Raw genomic sequence first — 13,672 nt, 5'->3', positions numbered from 1 at the left:
TACCGGGGTCAGGTTATTACTTGGAATAGTATTCCACCACCAGCGACTCATTGATGTCGCTGGACAGATCGGAACGCTCCGGCATGTTTTTATACACGCCTTCCATCTTTTTGCTGTCAACCTGTACCCAGCCAGGAAAGCCGATACCTTCAGCCAGCGCCAGAGCTTCAACAACGCGCGCTTGCTTCTTGGATTTCTCGCGAACAGCAACGACATCACCAGCCTTAACGGAGTAAGACGGAATGTTGACCACTTGACCGTTAACGGTAATCGCTTTGTGGGAAACCAGTTGACGGGATTCGGCGCGAGTCGAGCCAAAACCCATACGATAAACAACATTGTCCAGACGCGATTCGAGCAGCTTCAGCAGGTTTTCACCTGTCGAGCCCTTGCGACGGGCTGCTTCTTCGAAATAACGACGGAACTGGCGTTCGAGAACGCCGTAGATGCGACGGATTTTCTGCTTTTCACGCAGGTGCACACCGAAGTCAGACAGACGCGGAGTTTTTGCGCCATGCTGGCCTGGGGCTTGTTCCAGCTTGCACTTGCTGTCCAGAGAACGGCGAGCACTCTTCAGGAAAAGGTCAGTACCTTCGCGACGTGCGAGCTTGCACTTGGGTCCAATATAACGTGCCATAACTTACTCCGGGATTAGATACGACGCTTCTTCGGCGGACGGCAGCCGTTGTGCGGAATGGGCGTCACATCCGAGATGCTGGTGATCTTGAAGCCGAGTGCGTTCAGTGCACGCACTGCGGAATCACGACCCGGACCCGGACCCTTGATGCGAACTTCGAGGTTCTTTACACCATATTCTTGGGCAACTTTACCAGCAGCTTCTGCAGCTACCTGAGCTGCAAAAGGTGTACTTTTACGAGAGCCCTTAAAACCAGCACCACCCGAGGTAGCCCAAGACAAAGCATTCCCTTGGCGATCGGTGATGGTTATGATCGTGTTATTGAAGGATGCGTGCACATGCACGATACCTTCAGACACGCTCTTTTTGACTTTCTTACGTACACGTACTGTGTTTGCTTTAGCCATTATTTAATCCTTAATTACTTCTTGCCGGCAATCGCCTTGCGCGGACCCTTGCGGGTACGAGCATTGGTGCGAGTGCGTTGACCGCGAACCGGCAGGCCTTTGCGGTGACGGAAACCACGGTAGCAGCCAAGGTCCATCAGACGCTTGATGCTCATCGTGACTTCACGGCGAAGATCACCTTCTACGGTGTACTTGCCGACTTCGTCGCGCAGTTTGTCAAGTTCAGCATCGCTGAGATCCTTAACCTTCTTAGTAGGCTCGATGGCAGTAGTAGCACACAGTGCATATGCACGGGTGCGACCAATACCATAAATAGCCTGAAGGCCGATCACAGTATGCTGATGATTAGGAATATTAACCCCAGCAATACGGGCCATATTACTTACCCCAGGTTGAAAAAGAGGTGGATTCTACCACCAGAAGCTGATTGACTCAATCAGCCCTGGCGTTGCTTGTGCCGCGGATCTGTACAAATCACACGCACAACACGGTTGCGGCGAATGATCTTGCAGTTGCGGCAGATTTTCTTGACCGATGCTTGAACTCTCATCGTCTTTCCTTTTCGATCAAAATGAAATTCCGGACTTAACTGGTCCGGAATACGATGCAGATCTTGCTCAGACCACAGGGAGTAAACTCCACAGCAATCAAGTTTCTTGGCAGAGGTATGAATCAAAGCATCCACACCCAGCAGGAAACACGACCAAGAACCACATGTCCGTTATCGAGCCCGGTACGAAACGTTGCATTCGGGAACGTTTCAAACACCCTGCTCAGGATCTGAATGGCGCAACCTCAGGTCACGCCACAGTTAAGTGCGGTTTCAGTTGCCCTTGAAATTCGCTTTCTTCAGCAAGCCTTCGTACTGATGCGACAGCACATACGACTGCATCTGAGCCATGAAATCCATCGTCACCACGACCATGATCAGCAAAGAAGTACCGCCGAAGTAGAAAGGTACGTTCCACTTGAGAATGAGGAACTCGGGGATCAAACAGATCACAGTAATATAAACAGCACCAATCAGGGTCAGCTTCAGAATCAGCTTTTCAATGTACTTGGCGGTATGCTCACCCGGACGATAGCCAGGAATCATCGCACCACTCTTCTTCAGGTTATCGGCCGTTTCCTTCGGGCTGAATACAAGCGCCGTATAGAAATAGCAGAAGAAGATGATTGCCGCCGCATACAGGAACACATAGAGCGGTTGACCTGGATGGAGCATGTCACCAATCGACTTCAAAAACCCGAGCTTGTCACTATTCCCGGTCCAGGAAAGCACGGTAGCCGGAAACAGGATGATTGATGAAGCGAAGATCGGCGGAATTACGCCGGCCATATTCACCTTGAGCGGAAGGTGTGAGCTCTGCGCCTGCATGACACGATTGCCAACCTGGCGCTTCGCATAATGCACCGGTACCTTGCGCTGACCGCGCTCGACAAAGACGACACCGGCTGTCAGCAGCACAACGCCGATAAACAGCACTAGCACAAGGGGAATAGGCAGCTGCCCCTGATTAGCCAGTGTCAAAGTCTTGCCAATGGCCGAGGGCACGCCAGCGGCAATACCCGCACAGATGATAATGGAAATTCCGTTGCCGATGCCGCGCTCGGTGATTTGCTCACCAAGCCACATCAGGAACATTGTCCCCGTAACCAGAGTAATAACAGCCAACCCAACGAAAAGACCTGCAGAAGGGATAACCACCAGATTAGGCTGCTTCAGCAACATCGAGGCAATACCAATACTCTGGAATGTCGCCAGCACGACAGTTGCATAACGGGTGTATTGGGTTATCTTGCGACGACCTTGCTCACCCTCTTTCTTCAACTGTTTCAGACTGGGCAGCACTTCGGCAGCCAACTGCAAAATAATGGATGCCGAAATATACGGCATAATCCCGATCGCAAAAACCGTGAAGCGCGAAAGGGCGCCACCGGAGAACATGTTGAACATGTTCAGCAGACCTGTCTGCGAGCTATCGAAAAGCTTAGCCAGTTCATCGGGATTAATACCGGGAACCGGAATATGCGCACCGATACGATACACAATCAGCGCACCAATCAGGAACCAGATGCGCTTCTTGAGATCGGCAAATTTGCTGCCACTTGCTTGAGCGGGATTAGCCACGTTACTGCCCTGTCCTTAGCCGTGTTTACTCGGCGATTTTGCCACCAGCCGCCTCAATCGCCGCACGAGCACCCTTGGTTGCCTGGATACCAGACAGGGTAACTGCACGTTCGATCTTGCCGGACTGGATTACCTTAACTACCAGTGCACGCTGTGAAACGAGACCAGCCTGAACCAGAGCCAGCACATCGATCTGATCGATCGGCAGCAGATTCAGTTCGGACAGAGTCACTTCAGCATTGCGAGCCTTGGTCAGGGAAACAAAACCGCGCTTCGGCAGGCGGCGTTGCAGCGGCATCTGACCGCCCTCGAAGCCAACCTTGTGGAAGCCGCCAGCACGGGACTTTTGCCCCTTATGGCCGCGACCTGCAGTTTTACCCAGACCAGAACCAATACCACGGCCAACGCGACGCTTGGCATGCTTGGCACCTACACCAGGCTTGAGGTTATTAAGTTCCATTTAGCCCTCAACTTTCAGCAGATAGCTGATTTTGTTAGCCATGCCACGATTTGCCGGTGTATCAAGCACCTCGGAAGTCGAATTCATCTTCTTCAGGCCCAGACCACGCGCGCAAGCCTTATGGCTTTCGAGGCGACCAATCAGACTCTTGACCAGAGTCACCTTGAATTTCTTGGCATCAGTCATTTGCAACCCCCAAGATCTCGGCAACAGTCTTGCCACGCTTTGCAGCGATATCGCCAACAGTATGCAGCTTGGAGAGACCGTCCAGTGTTGCGCGTACGATGTTGTACGGATTGGTCGAGCCGTGACACTTGGCAGTAATGTTGTGAACACCCATTACTTCAAATACCGCACGCATCGGACCGCCAGCAATAATGCCGGTACCTTCCGGGGCTGGCTGCATGAAGACAGTAGTCGCACCATGCTTACCAATAATGGTATGCGGTACGGTGCCATTCTTCAGCGGAGCCTTGAACATCTTGCGACGCGCTTCTTCCATTGCTTTTTGTACGGCAACCGGCACTTCTTTCGACTTGCCCTTGCCCATACCAACTCCGCCATCACCATCACCAACAACTGTCAGCGCAGCGAAGCCGAGAATACGACCACCCTTAACGACCTTGGTTACGCGATTAACGCTAACCATTTTCTCCCGAAGGCCGTCTTGGCGATCTTCAATTTCGTTCTTTGCCATTTTCAACTCCAAACCGAATTAGAAGACCAGACCGGCTTCGCGAGCGGCATCTGCAAGAGCCTTTACGCGACCATGGTACTGGAAACCGGAACGATCAAAAGCAACATTTGTGATACCTGCTGCCTTTGCCTTTTCAGCGATGCGCTTGCCAATCAACACAGCAGCGTCAACATTGCCACCATGCTTGATCTGGCCACGCACTTCTGCTTCCAGAGTCGAGGCAGCAGCAAGAATTTTGCTGCCAGTCTCATCAAAGACTTGAGCGTAGATGTGGCTATTAGTGCGATGCACTGCAAGGCGCACAACCTTGAGCTCCGCAATCTTGGCACGAGTTTTACGTGCACGGCGGAGTCGAGTGATATTTTTGTCCATGATTTAGCCTCGATTACTTCTTCTTGGTTTCTTTCAGAACAACCACTTCATCAGCATAACGTACACCCTTGCCCTTATACGGCTCGGGAGCGCGGTAAGCGCGGATATCTGCGGCGACCTGGCCAATTGCTTGCTTGTCGGCACCCTTCAGGATAATTTCAGTCTGGGTCGGGGTTTCCACCTTTACACCAGCTGGCATCTTGTGGGCGACGGGATGCGAAAAACCAAGCGTCAAATTAAGCACTTCACCTTGAGCCTGGGCACGATAGCCAACACCCACCAGAGTCAGCTTGCGCTCAAAACCCTTGGACACGCCAGTAACCATGTTATTAGCGAGAGCACGCAGAGTACCTGACATGGAGCGAGCCTGCTTGGAGCCACTACGAGCCTCGAAAACAATCGCGTTGTTTTCAACCGTTACAGCAACATCGCTTCCGACTGGCTGGGACAGGATGCCATTAGCACCTTTGACCTGCAGTACGCCATTTTCGATCTTGACTTCAACACCCGCCGGGATAGCGACCGGATTCTTTGCTACACGAGACATATCAACACCTCATTAAGCAACGATGCACAGAAGTTCGCCACCAACACCATTGGCACGAGCTTTGCGATCGGTCATTACACCCTTGGATGTCGACAGGATTGCCACACCAAGACCATTCATTACCTGGGGAATTTCACCCACGCCCTTGTAAATACGCAGACCTGGCTTCGATACGCGTTCGATGCGTTCGATAACCGGACGGCCGGCATAATACTTCAGCTCAATCGAGAGCTCGGGCTTGTTCTCGCCTGTTACAGCGAACGATTCGATATAACCTTCATCCTTCAGTACTGCAGCGATTGCAATCTTCAGCTTGGAAGACGGCATTGCGACAGACGTCTTGTCTGCACGTTGCGCATTGCGGATGCGGGTCAGCATATCGGCGATCGGATCATGCATTGCCATAATCTATCTCCTGTTCCGATTACCAGCTTGCCTTGACCAGCCCCGGAATCTCGCCCTTGAAAGCGAGATCACGCAGCTTGCCACGACCGAGGCCAAACTTACGATAAACACCACGTGCACGGCCAGTCAGCTGACAGCGATTACGCTGACGAACCGGAGATGCATTGCGCGGCAGCTGCTGCAGTTTCAAACGAGCCTGAAAGCGATCTTCGTCACTTGCATTGGCGTCGTTGATGATAGCCATCAGCGCTTGACGCTTGGCAGCGAACTTAGCAACGACTGCTGCACGCTTTTCCTCGCGTTGGATTAGTGCGACTTTTGCCATGATTCGCCTCAGCTCTTGAACGGGAATTTGAAAGCAGCGAGCAGAGCACGCGCTTCATCATCGGTTTTGGCTGTCGTAGTGATGGTAATGTTCATACCACGCAGCGCGTCGATCTTGTCGTATTCGATCTCAGGGAAAATAATCTGCTCGCGAACACCCATGTTGTAATTGCCACGACCATCAAAAGACTTGGCAGAAACGCCACGGAAGTCACGCACGCGCGGCAGAGCCACGGTAACCAGACGATCCAGGAATTCGAACATACGCTCACGACGCAGCGTCACCTTGCAGCCAACCGGATAACCGTCGCGAATCTTGAAACCAGCAATGGATTTCTTGGCCTTGGTCACAACAACCTTCTGACCTGCGATCTTCTGGAGATCGCCAACAGCAAATTCCATCACCTTCTTGTCAGCTACCGCCTCACCAACACCCATGTTGATGGTGATTTTTTCAATGCGCGGCACTTCCATGATTGACTTGTAGCCGAACTGCTTGACCAGCTCAGGCACAACCTTGTCATTGTAAAACTCTTGCAAACGAGCCATCGTGCCCCCCTTAGCCGCCAACTACTTCGCCAGTGGACTTGAATACGCGCACTTTCTTGCCGTCTTCAAGCACTTTGAAACCAACGCGATCAGCCTTGCCAGTAGCAGCATTGAAGATTGCAACGTTGGACACATGCAGAGGCACTGTGATTTCAACAATACCACCCTGAACACCACGCATCGGATTGGGCTTCACATGCTTTTTAGCAATATTGACACCCTCAACAACAACGCGATCTTCAGCAGGAAGAACACGAAGAACGGCACCGCGCTTGCCAGCATCCTTGCCAGTAAGAACGATAACTTCGTCGCCTTTACGAATCTTGTTCATCTGCCAACTCCTTACAGAACTTCAGGCGCAAGAGAAACGATTTTCATGAATCGTTCAGTACGCAGCTCACGTGTCACCGGTCCGAAGATACGGGTACCGATAGGCTCGAGTTTGTTGTTAAGGAGTACAGCAGCATTGCCATCGAACTTCACGAGCGAACCGTCTGCGCGACGAACACCCTTGGCAGTACGAACAACGACAGCATTGTAAACGTCACCCTTCTTGACGCGACCACGCGGGGCAGCATCCTTGATACTGACCTTGATGATATCGCCAACAGAAGCATAGCGACGCTTGGAGCCACCCAACACCTTGATGCACATTACAGAACGCGCACCGGTATTGTCAGCAACCTCCAGCTTGGATTGCATTTGGATCATGAGAAATTACCTCCAACTTTATCCGCCAAAGTCCAGACACCGGACCACCCGGCATGCCGGGTTAAAGCGGCTAGTTTTGGATCCCGGTTGGGAAAATCTCACCCCGCCCGGAGGCGGAAATGAGGATGAAAAACGGGCATTATACCCAAGGTATAATGCCCGTGCAACCAAAACTCACACCTTAAACTGTGCGAGCCTTTTCCAGCAATTTGCTCACTGCCCAGCTCTTGGTCTTGGAGACCGGGCGAGTTTCTACGATTTCAACCAGATCGCCTTCATTGAAGGCATTGGACTCATCGTGAGCATGATACTTCTTGGACTTGCGGACCATCTTGCCGTAGAGCGGGTGCTTAACCAGGTGCTCAACAAGCACTGTCACAGTCTTGTCCATCTTGTTGCTGACCACACGACCGGTCAGCGTACGCTTCAGTTTAGCTTCGCTCATGGTTATGCAGCCTTCTGTGCCAGGATGGTACGAACGCGCGCAATATCCTTGCGCACACGCTTGATTTCGCTGGTTTTAGCCAACTGACCAGTAGCATGCTGCATGCGCAGGCTGAATTTGGCCTTCAGCAATTCCGTCAGCTCGGCCTTCAGGTCGGCAACGGACTTTTGATTCAGTTCGTTTGCTTTCATTATTGCCCCACTTGACGAGATACGAATGTTACAGCGAATGGCAGCTTAGCAGACGCAAGGCGGAACGCCTCGCGAGCAACGGGCTCAGCAACACCATCAAGCTCATAAATAACCTTGCCCGGCTGAATTTCAGCCACGTAGTACTCAGGACTACCCTTCCCTCCACCCATACGGACTTCTGCGGGCTTCTTGGAAATTGGCTTATCCGGAAATACGCGAATCCACACGCGGCCACCACGCTTGATGTAGCGAGTAATCGCACGACGAGCAGACTCAATTTGACGCGCGGTCAAACGACCACGAGCAACGGCCTTAAGGCCAAAAGTACCAAAGGAAACCGCATTGCCACGAGTAGCGACACCCGTATTACGCCCCTTTTGTACTTTACGATACTTCAGTCTAGTTGGCTGCAGCATTGCGGCCTCCCTTGCGCGGCTTCTTCTGTGCTTCAACAGGCTCAGCTACAGCCCGTTCGCCCGGCTTGACATCACCCTTATAAACCCAGACTTTGATACCAATGATACCGTAGGTGGTCTTGGCTTCCGAGGTGGCGTAATCAATATCGGCACGAAGAGTATGCAGCGGCACACGACCTTCGCGATACCATTCCGTACGCGCGATTTCAATACCATTCAGGCGACCAGAGGACATGATCTTGATACCCTGAGCACCGAGACGCATTGCATTCTGCATCGCACGCTTCATGGCACGACGGAACATGACACGCTTTTCCAGCTGAGAAGCAATGCTATCAGCAATAATTTGCGCATCAATTTCCGGCTTGCGAACTTCTTCGATATTCACATGAACCGGAACCTTCAGGATGTTCTGCAGCTCTTTCTTCAGCAGCTCGATATCCTCACCCTTCTTGCCAATCACAACACCTGGACGAGCAGTGAAGATAGTGATCTTGGCATTCTTGGCAGGACGCTCGATAACCACGCGGCTCACAGATGCATTTGCGAGCTTTTTCTTGAGGAATTCACGTACTTGCAGATCCTCAGTGAGCATCCCCGCAAAATTGCGGCTGCTGGCAAACCAGCGCGATGCCCAGTTTTTGGTAACGGCAAGACGAAAACCCGTCGGATGAATTTTCTGACCCATTACTCGCTCCTTAATCACCAACAGTCAGGGTGATGTGGCAGGTCTGCTTCTCGATGCGATTGCCGCGGCCCTTGGCTCGTGCAGAAAAACGCTTCAGGGAAGGCCCCTTGTCCACGAAAATTGTCGTCACCACAAGAGCGTCGATATCGGCACCCTCATTGTGCTCGGCGTTTGCAATAGCAGACTCCAGCACTTTCTTGATGAGAACAGCACCCTTCTTCGGGCTGAAAGCGAGAATATTCAACGCCTGGTCAACCGGCTTGCCGCGGACTAGATCAGCAACCAACCGAGCTTTCTGGGCGGAGAGGCGAGCGTTGCTCAGTACAGCAGATACTTGCATTTCTTCACCTTATCGCTTGGCTTTTTTGTCGGCGGCATGGCCTTTGAAAGTACGAGTCAGCGCAAACTCACCCAACTTATGACCAACCATGTTTTCATTTACATACACAGGTACATGCTGACGACCATTGTGAACCGCAATCGTGAGACCCACGAAGTCCGGAAGCACAGTGGAACGGCGCGACCAAGTCTTGATCGGACGCTTGTCATTCGACGCCTTCGCCGCATCAACCTTCTTGATCAGATGCAGATCAACGTATGGACCTTTCTTAACAGAACGTGCCATATTTAATTACCCCTTATTCGCATGACGGCGACGAACAATCATATTGTCAGTACGCTTATTGCTGCGAGTACGGAAGCCCTTAGTAGGCTGACCCCACGGGCTAACAGGAACACGGCCTTCACCGGTACGACCCTCACCACCACCATGCGGGTGATCTACAGGGTTCATTGCCGTACCACGGACGGTCGGGCGGATACCCAGCCAGCGCTTAGCGCCAGCCTTGCCATACGAACGCAGGCTATGCTCTTCATTGCCAACTTCGCCAAGAGTCGCGCGGCAATCGATGTGAACCTTGCGGATCTCACCAGAGCGCAGACGCAGCTGGGCATAAGCGCCTTCGCGAGCCAGCAGCTGCACAGAAGTACCGGCGGAGCGGGCAATCTGCGCACCCTTGCCAGGTTGCAACTCAACACAATGGATTGTAGAACCCACCGGAATATTGCGGATCGGCATGGCGTTACCAGTCTTGATCGGGGCATCCGAGCCAGACACGATAGTTGCACCAGCCTTCAGGCCTTTAGGAGCAATAATATAGCGACGCTCGCCATCGGCGTAACACACCAAGGCAATGTTCGCAGTACGGTTCGGGTCATACTCAAGGCGCTCAACTTTGGCTACGATACCATCCTTGTTGCGCTTGAAATCGATAACACGATAATGCTGCTTATGACCACCACCTTTATGACGGGTAGTGATGTGGCCATTATTATTGCGGCCAGCCGTCTTGCTTTGCGATTCGAGCAAAGGCGCGTACGGCGCACCCTTATGCAAATCAGGACTAACAACCTTAACAACCGCGCGGCGACCAGGCGATGTCGGCTTAACTTTTACCAATGCCATGACTCAGTCTCCTTATTGCGCAGCAGCCAGGTCAATTTCCTGACCCTTTGCCAAACTAACATAGGCCTTCTTCCAGTCTTTGCGGCGACCCACAAAACGACTGAAACGCTTGCTCTTGCCCTTGACATTCAGGACGGTTACATCTTCAACCTGAACCTTGAAAAGCAATTCGACCGCAGCCTTGATCTCAGCCTTGGTCGCATCTTTGGCCACCCGGAACACAACCTGCTCACTCTTCTCGGCAACGAAAGTGCTCTTTTCGGACACTACCGGGGCCAGCAGAACATGCAGCAGGCGATTTTCAGTAAATTGCGTCATGCGAACATCTCCTCAAAGGCCGCCAGCGCTTCGCGAGTCAGCAGAACCTTCTTGAAGCGAACCAGACTTACCGGATCAGCCTGAGAAGGCTCCAGAACCAGTACGTTTGGCAGATTGCGCGATGCCAGATACAGATTCTCGTCAAGCTCCTTGGTAATGATCAGGACGCTTTCGAGCTTCATTGCATCGAGCTTTTCAGCAAAAGCCTTGGTTTTCGGTGTTTCAACGGCAAATCCGTCAACCACCACCAGACGATCTTCACGCACCAGCTGCGACAGGATGGTCGCAATACCAGCGCGATACATCTTGCGGTTTACCTTCTGGCTGAAGTTTTCATCCGGGCTATTGGGGAAGGTGCGGCCACCACCACGCCACAACGGCGAGGACGGCATACCTGCACGCGCACGACCAGTACCCTTTTGACGGAAAGGCTTCTTGGTCGTGTGCTTTACTTCAGCACGATCTTTCTGAGCACGATTACCGCTACGGGCGTTGGCAAAATAGGCAGTAACCACCTGATGAACCAGCGCCTCATTGAATTCGCGACCAAACAGTGCGTCAGAAGCAGCAACAGCGGCTTGCGCGTCGCCACTTGCATTAATGACTTTAAGTTCCATTACGCACCTGCCTTCACACTCGGACGCACCATGACATCATTACCTTTGGAGCCAGGCACTGCACCCTTGACCAAAAGCAACTGACGCTCAGCATCAACACGAACGACTTCAAGATTCTGCACGGTACGCTTTGCATTGCCGAGGTGACCCGGCATGCGCTTACCTGGCAGAACACGACCTGGATCCTGCGCCTGACCGATAGAGCCAGGTACATTATGCGAGCGGGAGTTACCATGTGAAGCACGATTGGAGGAGAAGTGGTGGCGCTTAATAGCACCAGCAAAGCCCTTACCCTGGGTGGTTCCGGTCACATCAACATATTGACCAACGGAAAACACTTCAACAGAAAGCTGATCACCAGCCTTCAGCTCAGCCAGCTTTTCCGCATCAACGCGGAATTCGGCAAGACCACGGCCAGCCTCAACACCAGCCTTACGGAAATGACCCGCCTCGGCAGCATTGACTCGGTTAGCCTTCTTTACACCGAAAGACAACTGAACAGCATTGTAGCCATCAGTTTCTACGGACTTGATTTGCGTGACGCGATTAGCAGACATGTCCAGCACAGTCACCGGGATGGATGCACCATCTTCAGCAAAAATGCGGGTCATGCCGACTTTGCGACCGACAAGACCTAAGCTCATAGTTATTCCCTTTAACAGGGCCAGTTACGATTGACTGGCTATGATCGAAAAAATAAACGGGCTTACCACCCTAAAGTGATAAGCCCGCGATACTAGCACAGCAAGAAGCTATTCCGCAAGAAAAACTCGCGAAACAGGTTATTTACTGCAGCTTGATTTCAACATCCACACCAGCCGGCAGATCCAGCTTCATCAGAGCATCAACGGTTTTGTCTGTCGGATCGACAATATCCATCAGGCGCAGATGCGTGCGAATTTCAAACTGGTCACGCGATGTTTTGTTCACATGTGGAGACCGCAGCACATCGAAACGCTCGATTTTTGTCGGCAAGGGAACCGGGCCCTTGACAACAGCGCCGGTACGCTTGGCAGTCTCAACAATTTCCTGAGCAGAGCGATCAATCAGCTGATAATCGAAAGCTTTCAGGCGGATGCGAATTTTCTGGCTTTGCATTCTCAAAACCCCTTATTCGATGATCTTGGCAACGACGCCAGCACCAACGGTACGACCACCTTCGCGGATAGCGAATCGCAGACCCTGCTCCATCGCAATCGGTGCGATCAGCGATACAGTCACTTCCACGTTATCACCCGGCATTACCATTTCAGTACCAGCCGGCAGCTCTACAGCACCAGTCACGTCGGTAGTACGGAAGTAGAACTGCGGACGATAGCCATTGAAGAACGGAGTATGACGACCACCCTCTTCCTTGGAAAGAACGTACACGGAGCCACCGAACTTGGTGTGCGGAGTAATGGAACCCGGCTTGGCCAGAACCTGACCACGCTCTACGTCTTCACGCTTGGTACCACGCAGCAGCGCGCCGATGTTGTCGCCAGCCTGACCTTGGTCCAGCAGCTTGCGGAACATTTCAACGCCAGTGCAAGTAGTCTTGACAGTCGGCTTGATACCAACGATCTCGATTTCTTCACCAACCTTGACGATACCGCGCTCAACTCGACCGGTAACCACGGTACCACGACCGGAGATGGAGAACACATCTTCAACCGGCATCAGGAAGGCGCCGTCAACAGCACGCTCCGGAGTCGGAATGTAGGAATCCAGCGCATCAGCCAGACGGAAGATCGCCGGCTCACCATATTCGGATTGATCACCTTCCAGCGCCAGGCGGGCGGAACCGGTAATGATCGGGCAATCATCGCCCGGGAAGTCGTACTTGGACAGAAGCTCGCGCACTTCCATTTCAACCAGTTCGAGCAGTTCAGCATCATCAACCAGATCAGCCTTGTTCAGGAAGACGATGATGTACGGAACGCCAACCTGGCGAGACAGCAGGATGTGCTCGCGGGTTTGCGGCATCGGGCCATCAGCAGCGGAACAAACCAGAATCGCGCCATCCATCTGAGCCGCGCCAGTGATCATGTTCTTCACATAGTCAGCGTGACCCGGGCAATCTACGTGAGCGTAGTGACGGGATTCGGTTTCGTATTCAACGTGAGCGGTGTTGATGGTAATGCCGCGCGCCTTTTCTTCCGGAGCGGAGTCAATCTGATCGTAACCCTTGGCTTCGCCACCGAACTTCTTGGACAGAATGGTGGTGATTGCAGCGGTCAGGGTGGTCTTGCCGTGGTCAACGTGGCCGATAGTACCTACGTTTACGTGCGGCTTCGTCCGTTCGAACTTTTC

Annotated in this window: 27 protein-coding genes; all 27 read right to left on the bottom strand. The window is 52.5% G+C overall.

Annotation, left to right across the window (positions count from 1 at the left end; genetic code table 11):
* Positions 1-16: 16 nt before the first annotated feature.
* A complete protein-coding gene (gene rpsD / locus H559_RS0110835) occupies positions 17-637 on the bottom strand; it encodes a 30S ribosomal protein S4 (protein WP_028452729.1) in 621 nt (206 codons plus the stop codon).
* 14 nt (positions 638-651) lie between these two features.
* Positions 652-1,044 carry a 30S ribosomal protein S11 gene (rpsK, locus tag H559_RS0110830; protein WP_028452728.1) on the bottom strand — a complete coding sequence of 131 codons (393 nt, stop codon included), beginning with the start codon at positions 1,042-1,044 and terminating at the stop codon, positions 652-654.
* Positions 1,045-1,058: 14 nt separating this feature from the next.
* Positions 1,059-1,421 carry a 30S ribosomal protein S13 gene (gene rpsM / locus H559_RS0110825; protein WP_028452727.1) on the bottom strand — a complete coding sequence of 121 codons (363 nt, stop codon included), beginning with the start codon at positions 1,419-1,421 and terminating at the stop codon, positions 1,059-1,061.
* 59 nt (positions 1,422-1,480) lie between these two features.
* Entirely contained in the window at positions 1,481-1,594 is a 114-nt protein-coding gene (gene rpmJ / locus H559_RS0110820; RefSeq protein ID WP_018748524.1) for a 50S ribosomal protein L36, read from the bottom strand.
* A gap of 273 nt (positions 1,595-1,867) precedes the next feature.
* A complete protein-coding gene (gene secY / locus H559_RS0110815; RefSeq protein WP_028452726.1) occupies positions 1,868-3,175 on the bottom strand; it encodes a preprotein translocase subunit SecY in 1,308 nt (435 codons plus the stop codon).
* Positions 3,176-3,200: 25 nt separating this feature from the next.
* Positions 3,201-3,635: a 50S ribosomal protein L15 gene (gene rplO, locus H559_RS0110810; protein ID WP_028452725.1), complete on the bottom strand. Its 435-nt coding sequence runs from the start codon at positions 3,633-3,635 to the stop codon at positions 3,201-3,203.
* Positions 3,636-3,821, bottom strand: a complete 186-nt coding sequence (gene rpmD, locus H559_RS0110805) for a 50S ribosomal protein L30 (RefSeq protein ID WP_028452724.1) — start codon at positions 3,819-3,821, stop codon at positions 3,636-3,638.
* Positions 3,814-4,332, bottom strand: a complete 519-nt coding sequence (rpsE, locus tag H559_RS0110800; RefSeq protein ID WP_028452723.1) for a 30S ribosomal protein S5 — start codon at positions 4,330-4,332, stop codon at positions 3,814-3,816. The genes rpmD and rpsE overlap by 8 nt, the downstream gene beginning before the upstream one ends.
* A gap of 18 nt (positions 4,333-4,350) precedes the next feature.
* The gene (gene rplR, locus H559_RS0110795; protein ID WP_028452722.1) at positions 4,351-4,704 is read right to left on the bottom strand and encodes a 50S ribosomal protein L18; all 354 of its coding nucleotides are present in this window, start codon (positions 4,702-4,704) and stop codon (positions 4,351-4,353) included.
* Between the two features lie 13 nt (positions 4,705-4,717).
* Positions 4,718-5,251: a 50S ribosomal protein L6 gene (rplF, locus tag H559_RS0110790; RefSeq protein WP_028452721.1), complete on the bottom strand. Its 534-nt coding sequence runs from the start codon at positions 5,249-5,251 to the stop codon at positions 4,718-4,720.
* A 12-nt stretch (positions 5,252-5,263) separates the two neighbouring features.
* The gene (gene rpsH / locus H559_RS0110785) at positions 5,264-5,656 is read right to left on the bottom strand and encodes a 30S ribosomal protein S8 (protein WP_028452720.1); all 393 of its coding nucleotides are present in this window, start codon (positions 5,654-5,656) and stop codon (positions 5,264-5,266) included.
* Between the two features lie 19 nt (positions 5,657-5,675).
* Positions 5,676-5,981 carry a 30S ribosomal protein S14 gene (gene rpsN / locus H559_RS0110780; RefSeq protein ID WP_028452719.1) on the bottom strand — a complete coding sequence of 102 codons (306 nt, stop codon included), beginning with the start codon at positions 5,979-5,981 and terminating at the stop codon, positions 5,676-5,678.
* An 8-nt stretch (positions 5,982-5,989) separates the two neighbouring features.
* On the bottom strand, positions 5,990-6,529 hold the full coding sequence (rplE, locus tag H559_RS0110775; RefSeq protein ID WP_028452718.1) for a 50S ribosomal protein L5: 540 nt from the start codon (positions 6,527-6,529) through the stop codon (positions 5,990-5,992).
* Positions 6,530-6,539: 10 nt separating this feature from the next.
* Positions 6,540-6,860 (bottom strand): 50S ribosomal protein L24, encoded by a 321-nt coding sequence (rplX, locus tag H559_RS0110770; protein WP_028452717.1) that lies wholly within the window; start codon positions 6,858-6,860, stop codon positions 6,540-6,542.
* Positions 6,861-6,871: 11 nt separating this feature from the next.
* A complete protein-coding gene (rplN, locus tag H559_RS0110765; RefSeq protein WP_028452716.1) occupies positions 6,872-7,240 on the bottom strand; it encodes a 50S ribosomal protein L14 in 369 nt (122 codons plus the stop codon).
* Between the two features lie 181 nt (positions 7,241-7,421).
* On the bottom strand, positions 7,422-7,685 hold the full coding sequence (rpsQ, locus tag H559_RS0110760; protein ID WP_028452715.1) for a 30S ribosomal protein S17: 264 nt from the start codon (positions 7,683-7,685) through the stop codon (positions 7,422-7,424).
* A 2-nt stretch (positions 7,686-7,687) separates the two neighbouring features.
* Positions 7,688-7,876 (bottom strand): 50S ribosomal protein L29, encoded by a 189-nt coding sequence (gene rpmC / locus H559_RS0110755; RefSeq protein WP_028452714.1) that lies wholly within the window; start codon positions 7,874-7,876, stop codon positions 7,688-7,690.
* A complete protein-coding gene (rplP, locus tag H559_RS0110750; protein ID WP_028452713.1) occupies positions 7,876-8,292 on the bottom strand; it encodes a 50S ribosomal protein L16 in 417 nt (138 codons plus the stop codon). The genes rpmC and rplP overlap by 1 nt, the downstream gene beginning before the upstream one ends.
* Positions 8,276-8,980 (bottom strand): 30S ribosomal protein S3, encoded by a 705-nt coding sequence (rpsC, locus tag H559_RS0110745; protein ID WP_028452712.1) that lies wholly within the window; start codon positions 8,978-8,980, stop codon positions 8,276-8,278. Before rpsC ends, rplP begins: the two co-directional genes overlap by 17 nt.
* A gap of 10 nt (positions 8,981-8,990) precedes the next feature.
* On the bottom strand, positions 8,991-9,320 hold the full coding sequence (gene rplV / locus H559_RS0110740) for a 50S ribosomal protein L22 (RefSeq protein WP_028452711.1): 330 nt from the start codon (positions 9,318-9,320) through the stop codon (positions 8,991-8,993).
* A gap of 9 nt (positions 9,321-9,329) precedes the next feature.
* Complete coding sequence (rpsS, locus tag H559_RS22210) at positions 9,330-9,605, bottom strand: 30S ribosomal protein S19 (protein WP_028452710.1); 276 nt, start codon at positions 9,603-9,605, stop codon at positions 9,330-9,332.
* Between the two features lie 6 nt (positions 9,606-9,611).
* On the bottom strand, positions 9,612-10,445 hold the full coding sequence (gene rplB / locus H559_RS0110730; protein WP_028452709.1) for a 50S ribosomal protein L2: 834 nt from the start codon (positions 10,443-10,445) through the stop codon (positions 9,612-9,614).
* 12 nt (positions 10,446-10,457) lie between these two features.
* Positions 10,458-10,763, bottom strand: a complete 306-nt coding sequence (rplW, locus tag H559_RS0110725; RefSeq protein WP_028452708.1) for a 50S ribosomal protein L23 — start codon at positions 10,761-10,763, stop codon at positions 10,458-10,460.
* Entirely contained in the window at positions 10,760-11,380 is a 621-nt protein-coding gene (gene rplD, locus H559_RS0110720) for a 50S ribosomal protein L4 (RefSeq protein ID WP_028452707.1), read from the bottom strand. The genes rplW and rplD overlap by 4 nt, the downstream gene beginning before the upstream one ends.
* Entirely contained in the window at positions 11,380-12,024 is a 645-nt protein-coding gene (rplC, locus tag H559_RS0110715) for a 50S ribosomal protein L3 (RefSeq protein WP_028452706.1), read from the bottom strand. The genes rplD and rplC overlap by 1 nt, the downstream gene beginning before the upstream one ends.
* Positions 12,025-12,166: 142 nt before the next feature.
* On the bottom strand, positions 12,167-12,478 hold the full coding sequence (gene rpsJ / locus H559_RS0110710) for a 30S ribosomal protein S10 (protein ID WP_028452705.1): 312 nt from the start codon (positions 12,476-12,478) through the stop codon (positions 12,167-12,169).
* 12 nt (positions 12,479-12,490) lie between these two features.
* Positions 12,491-13,672, bottom strand: a 1,182-nt coding sequence (tuf, locus tag H559_RS0110705; RefSeq protein ID WP_028452704.1) for an elongation factor Tu, incomplete at its 5' end; no start/stop codon positions are given.

The organism is Chitinilyticum aquatile DSM 21506 (genome assembly GCF_000430805.1).
Classification (GTDB): Bacteria; Pseudomonadota; Gammaproteobacteria; order Burkholderiales; family Chitinibacteraceae; genus Chitinilyticum; species Chitinilyticum aquatile.
The sequence above is the reverse complement of the archived record's forward strand: the minus strand, read 5'-3'. Positions and strand labels throughout refer to the sequence as shown.

What these genes read in the sequence shown, in the direction of transcription:
- rplR (WP_028452722.1), bottom strand. Translation starts at nt 4,704, where the DNA reads ATGGACAAAAATATCACTCGACTCCGCCGTGCACGTAAAACTCGTGCC.
- rpsD (WP_028452729.1), bottom strand. Translation starts at nt 637, where the DNA reads ATGGCACGTTATATTGGACCCAAGTGCAAGCTCGCACGTCGCGAAGGT.
- rplN (WP_028452716.1), bottom strand. Translation starts at nt 7,240, where the DNA reads ATGATCCAAATGCAATCCAAGCTGGAGGTTGCTGACAATACCGGTGCG.
- rpsS (WP_028452710.1), bottom strand. Translation starts at nt 9,605, where the DNA reads ATGGCACGTTCTGTTAAGAAAGGTCCATACGTTGATCTGCATCTGATC.
- rpsJ (WP_028452705.1), bottom strand. Translation starts at nt 12,478, where the DNA reads ATGCAAAGCCAGAAAATTCGCATCCGCCTGAAAGCTTTCGATTATCAG.
- rplF (WP_028452721.1), bottom strand. Translation starts at nt 5,251, where the DNA reads ATGTCTCGTGTAGCAAAGAATCCGGTCGCTATCCCGGCGGGTGTTGAA.
- rplX (WP_028452717.1), bottom strand. Translation starts at nt 6,860, where the DNA reads ATGAACAAGATTCGTAAAGGCGACGAAGTTATCGTTCTTACTGGCAAG.
- rpsC (WP_028452712.1), bottom strand. Translation starts at nt 8,980, where the DNA reads ATGGGTCAGAAAATTCATCCGACGGGTTTTCGTCTTGCCGTTACCAAA.
- rpsH (WP_028452720.1), bottom strand. Translation starts at nt 5,656, where the DNA reads ATGGCAATGCATGATCCGATCGCCGATATGCTGACCCGCATCCGCAAT.
- rplC (WP_028452706.1), bottom strand. Translation starts at nt 12,024, where the DNA reads ATGAGCTTAGGTCTTGTCGGTCGCAAAGTCGGCATGACCCGCATTTTT.
- rpsK (WP_028452728.1), bottom strand. Translation starts at nt 1,044, where the DNA reads ATGGCTAAAGCAAACACAGTACGTGTACGTAAGAAAGTCAAAAAGAGC.
- rplV (WP_028452711.1), bottom strand. Translation starts at nt 9,320, where the DNA reads ATGCAAGTATCTGCTGTACTGAGCAACGCTCGCCTCTCCGCCCAGAAA.
- rpsQ (WP_028452715.1), bottom strand. Translation starts at nt 7,685, where the DNA reads ATGAGCGAAGCTAAACTGAAGCGTACGCTGACCGGTCGTGTGGTCAGC.
- rpsN (WP_028452719.1), bottom strand. Translation starts at nt 5,981, where the DNA reads ATGGCAAAAGTCGCACTAATCCAACGCGAGGAAAAGCGTGCAGCAGTC.
- rplD (WP_028452707.1), bottom strand. Translation starts at nt 11,380, where the DNA reads ATGGAACTTAAAGTCATTAATGCAAGTGGCGACGCGCAAGCCGCTGTT.
- rpmJ (WP_018748524.1), bottom strand. Translation starts at nt 1,594, where the DNA reads ATGAGAGTTCAAGCATCGGTCAAGAAAATCTGCCGCAACTGCAAGATC.
- rplB (WP_028452709.1), bottom strand. Translation starts at nt 10,445, where the DNA reads ATGGCATTGGTAAAAGTTAAGCCGACATCGCCTGGTCGCCGCGCGGTT.
- rpmC (WP_028452714.1), bottom strand. Translation starts at nt 7,876, where the DNA reads ATGAAAGCAAACGAACTGAATCAAAAGTCCGTTGCCGACCTGAAGGCC.
- rpsE (WP_028452723.1), bottom strand. Translation starts at nt 4,332, where the DNA reads ATGGCAAAGAACGAAATTGAAGATCGCCAAGACGGCCTTCGGGAGAAA.
- rplP (WP_028452713.1), bottom strand. Translation starts at nt 8,292, where the DNA reads ATGCTGCAGCCAACTAGACTGAAGTATCGTAAAGTACAAAAGGGGCGT.
- rplE (WP_028452718.1), bottom strand. Translation starts at nt 6,529, where the DNA reads ATGGCTCGTTTGCAAGAGTTTTACAATGACAAGGTTGTGCCTGAGCTG.
- rplO (WP_028452725.1), bottom strand. Translation starts at nt 3,635, where the DNA reads ATGGAACTTAATAACCTCAAGCCTGGTGTAGGTGCCAAGCATGCCAAG.
- rplW (WP_028452708.1), bottom strand. Translation starts at nt 10,763, where the DNA reads ATGACGCAATTTACTGAAAATCGCCTGCTGCATGTTCTGCTGGCCCCG.
- rpmD (WP_028452724.1), bottom strand. Translation starts at nt 3,821, where the DNA reads ATGACTGATGCCAAGAAATTCAAGGTGACTCTGGTCAAGAGTCTGATT.
- rpsM (WP_028452727.1), bottom strand. Translation starts at nt 1,421, where the DNA reads ATGGCCCGTATTGCTGGGGTTAATATTCCTAATCATCAGCATACTGTG.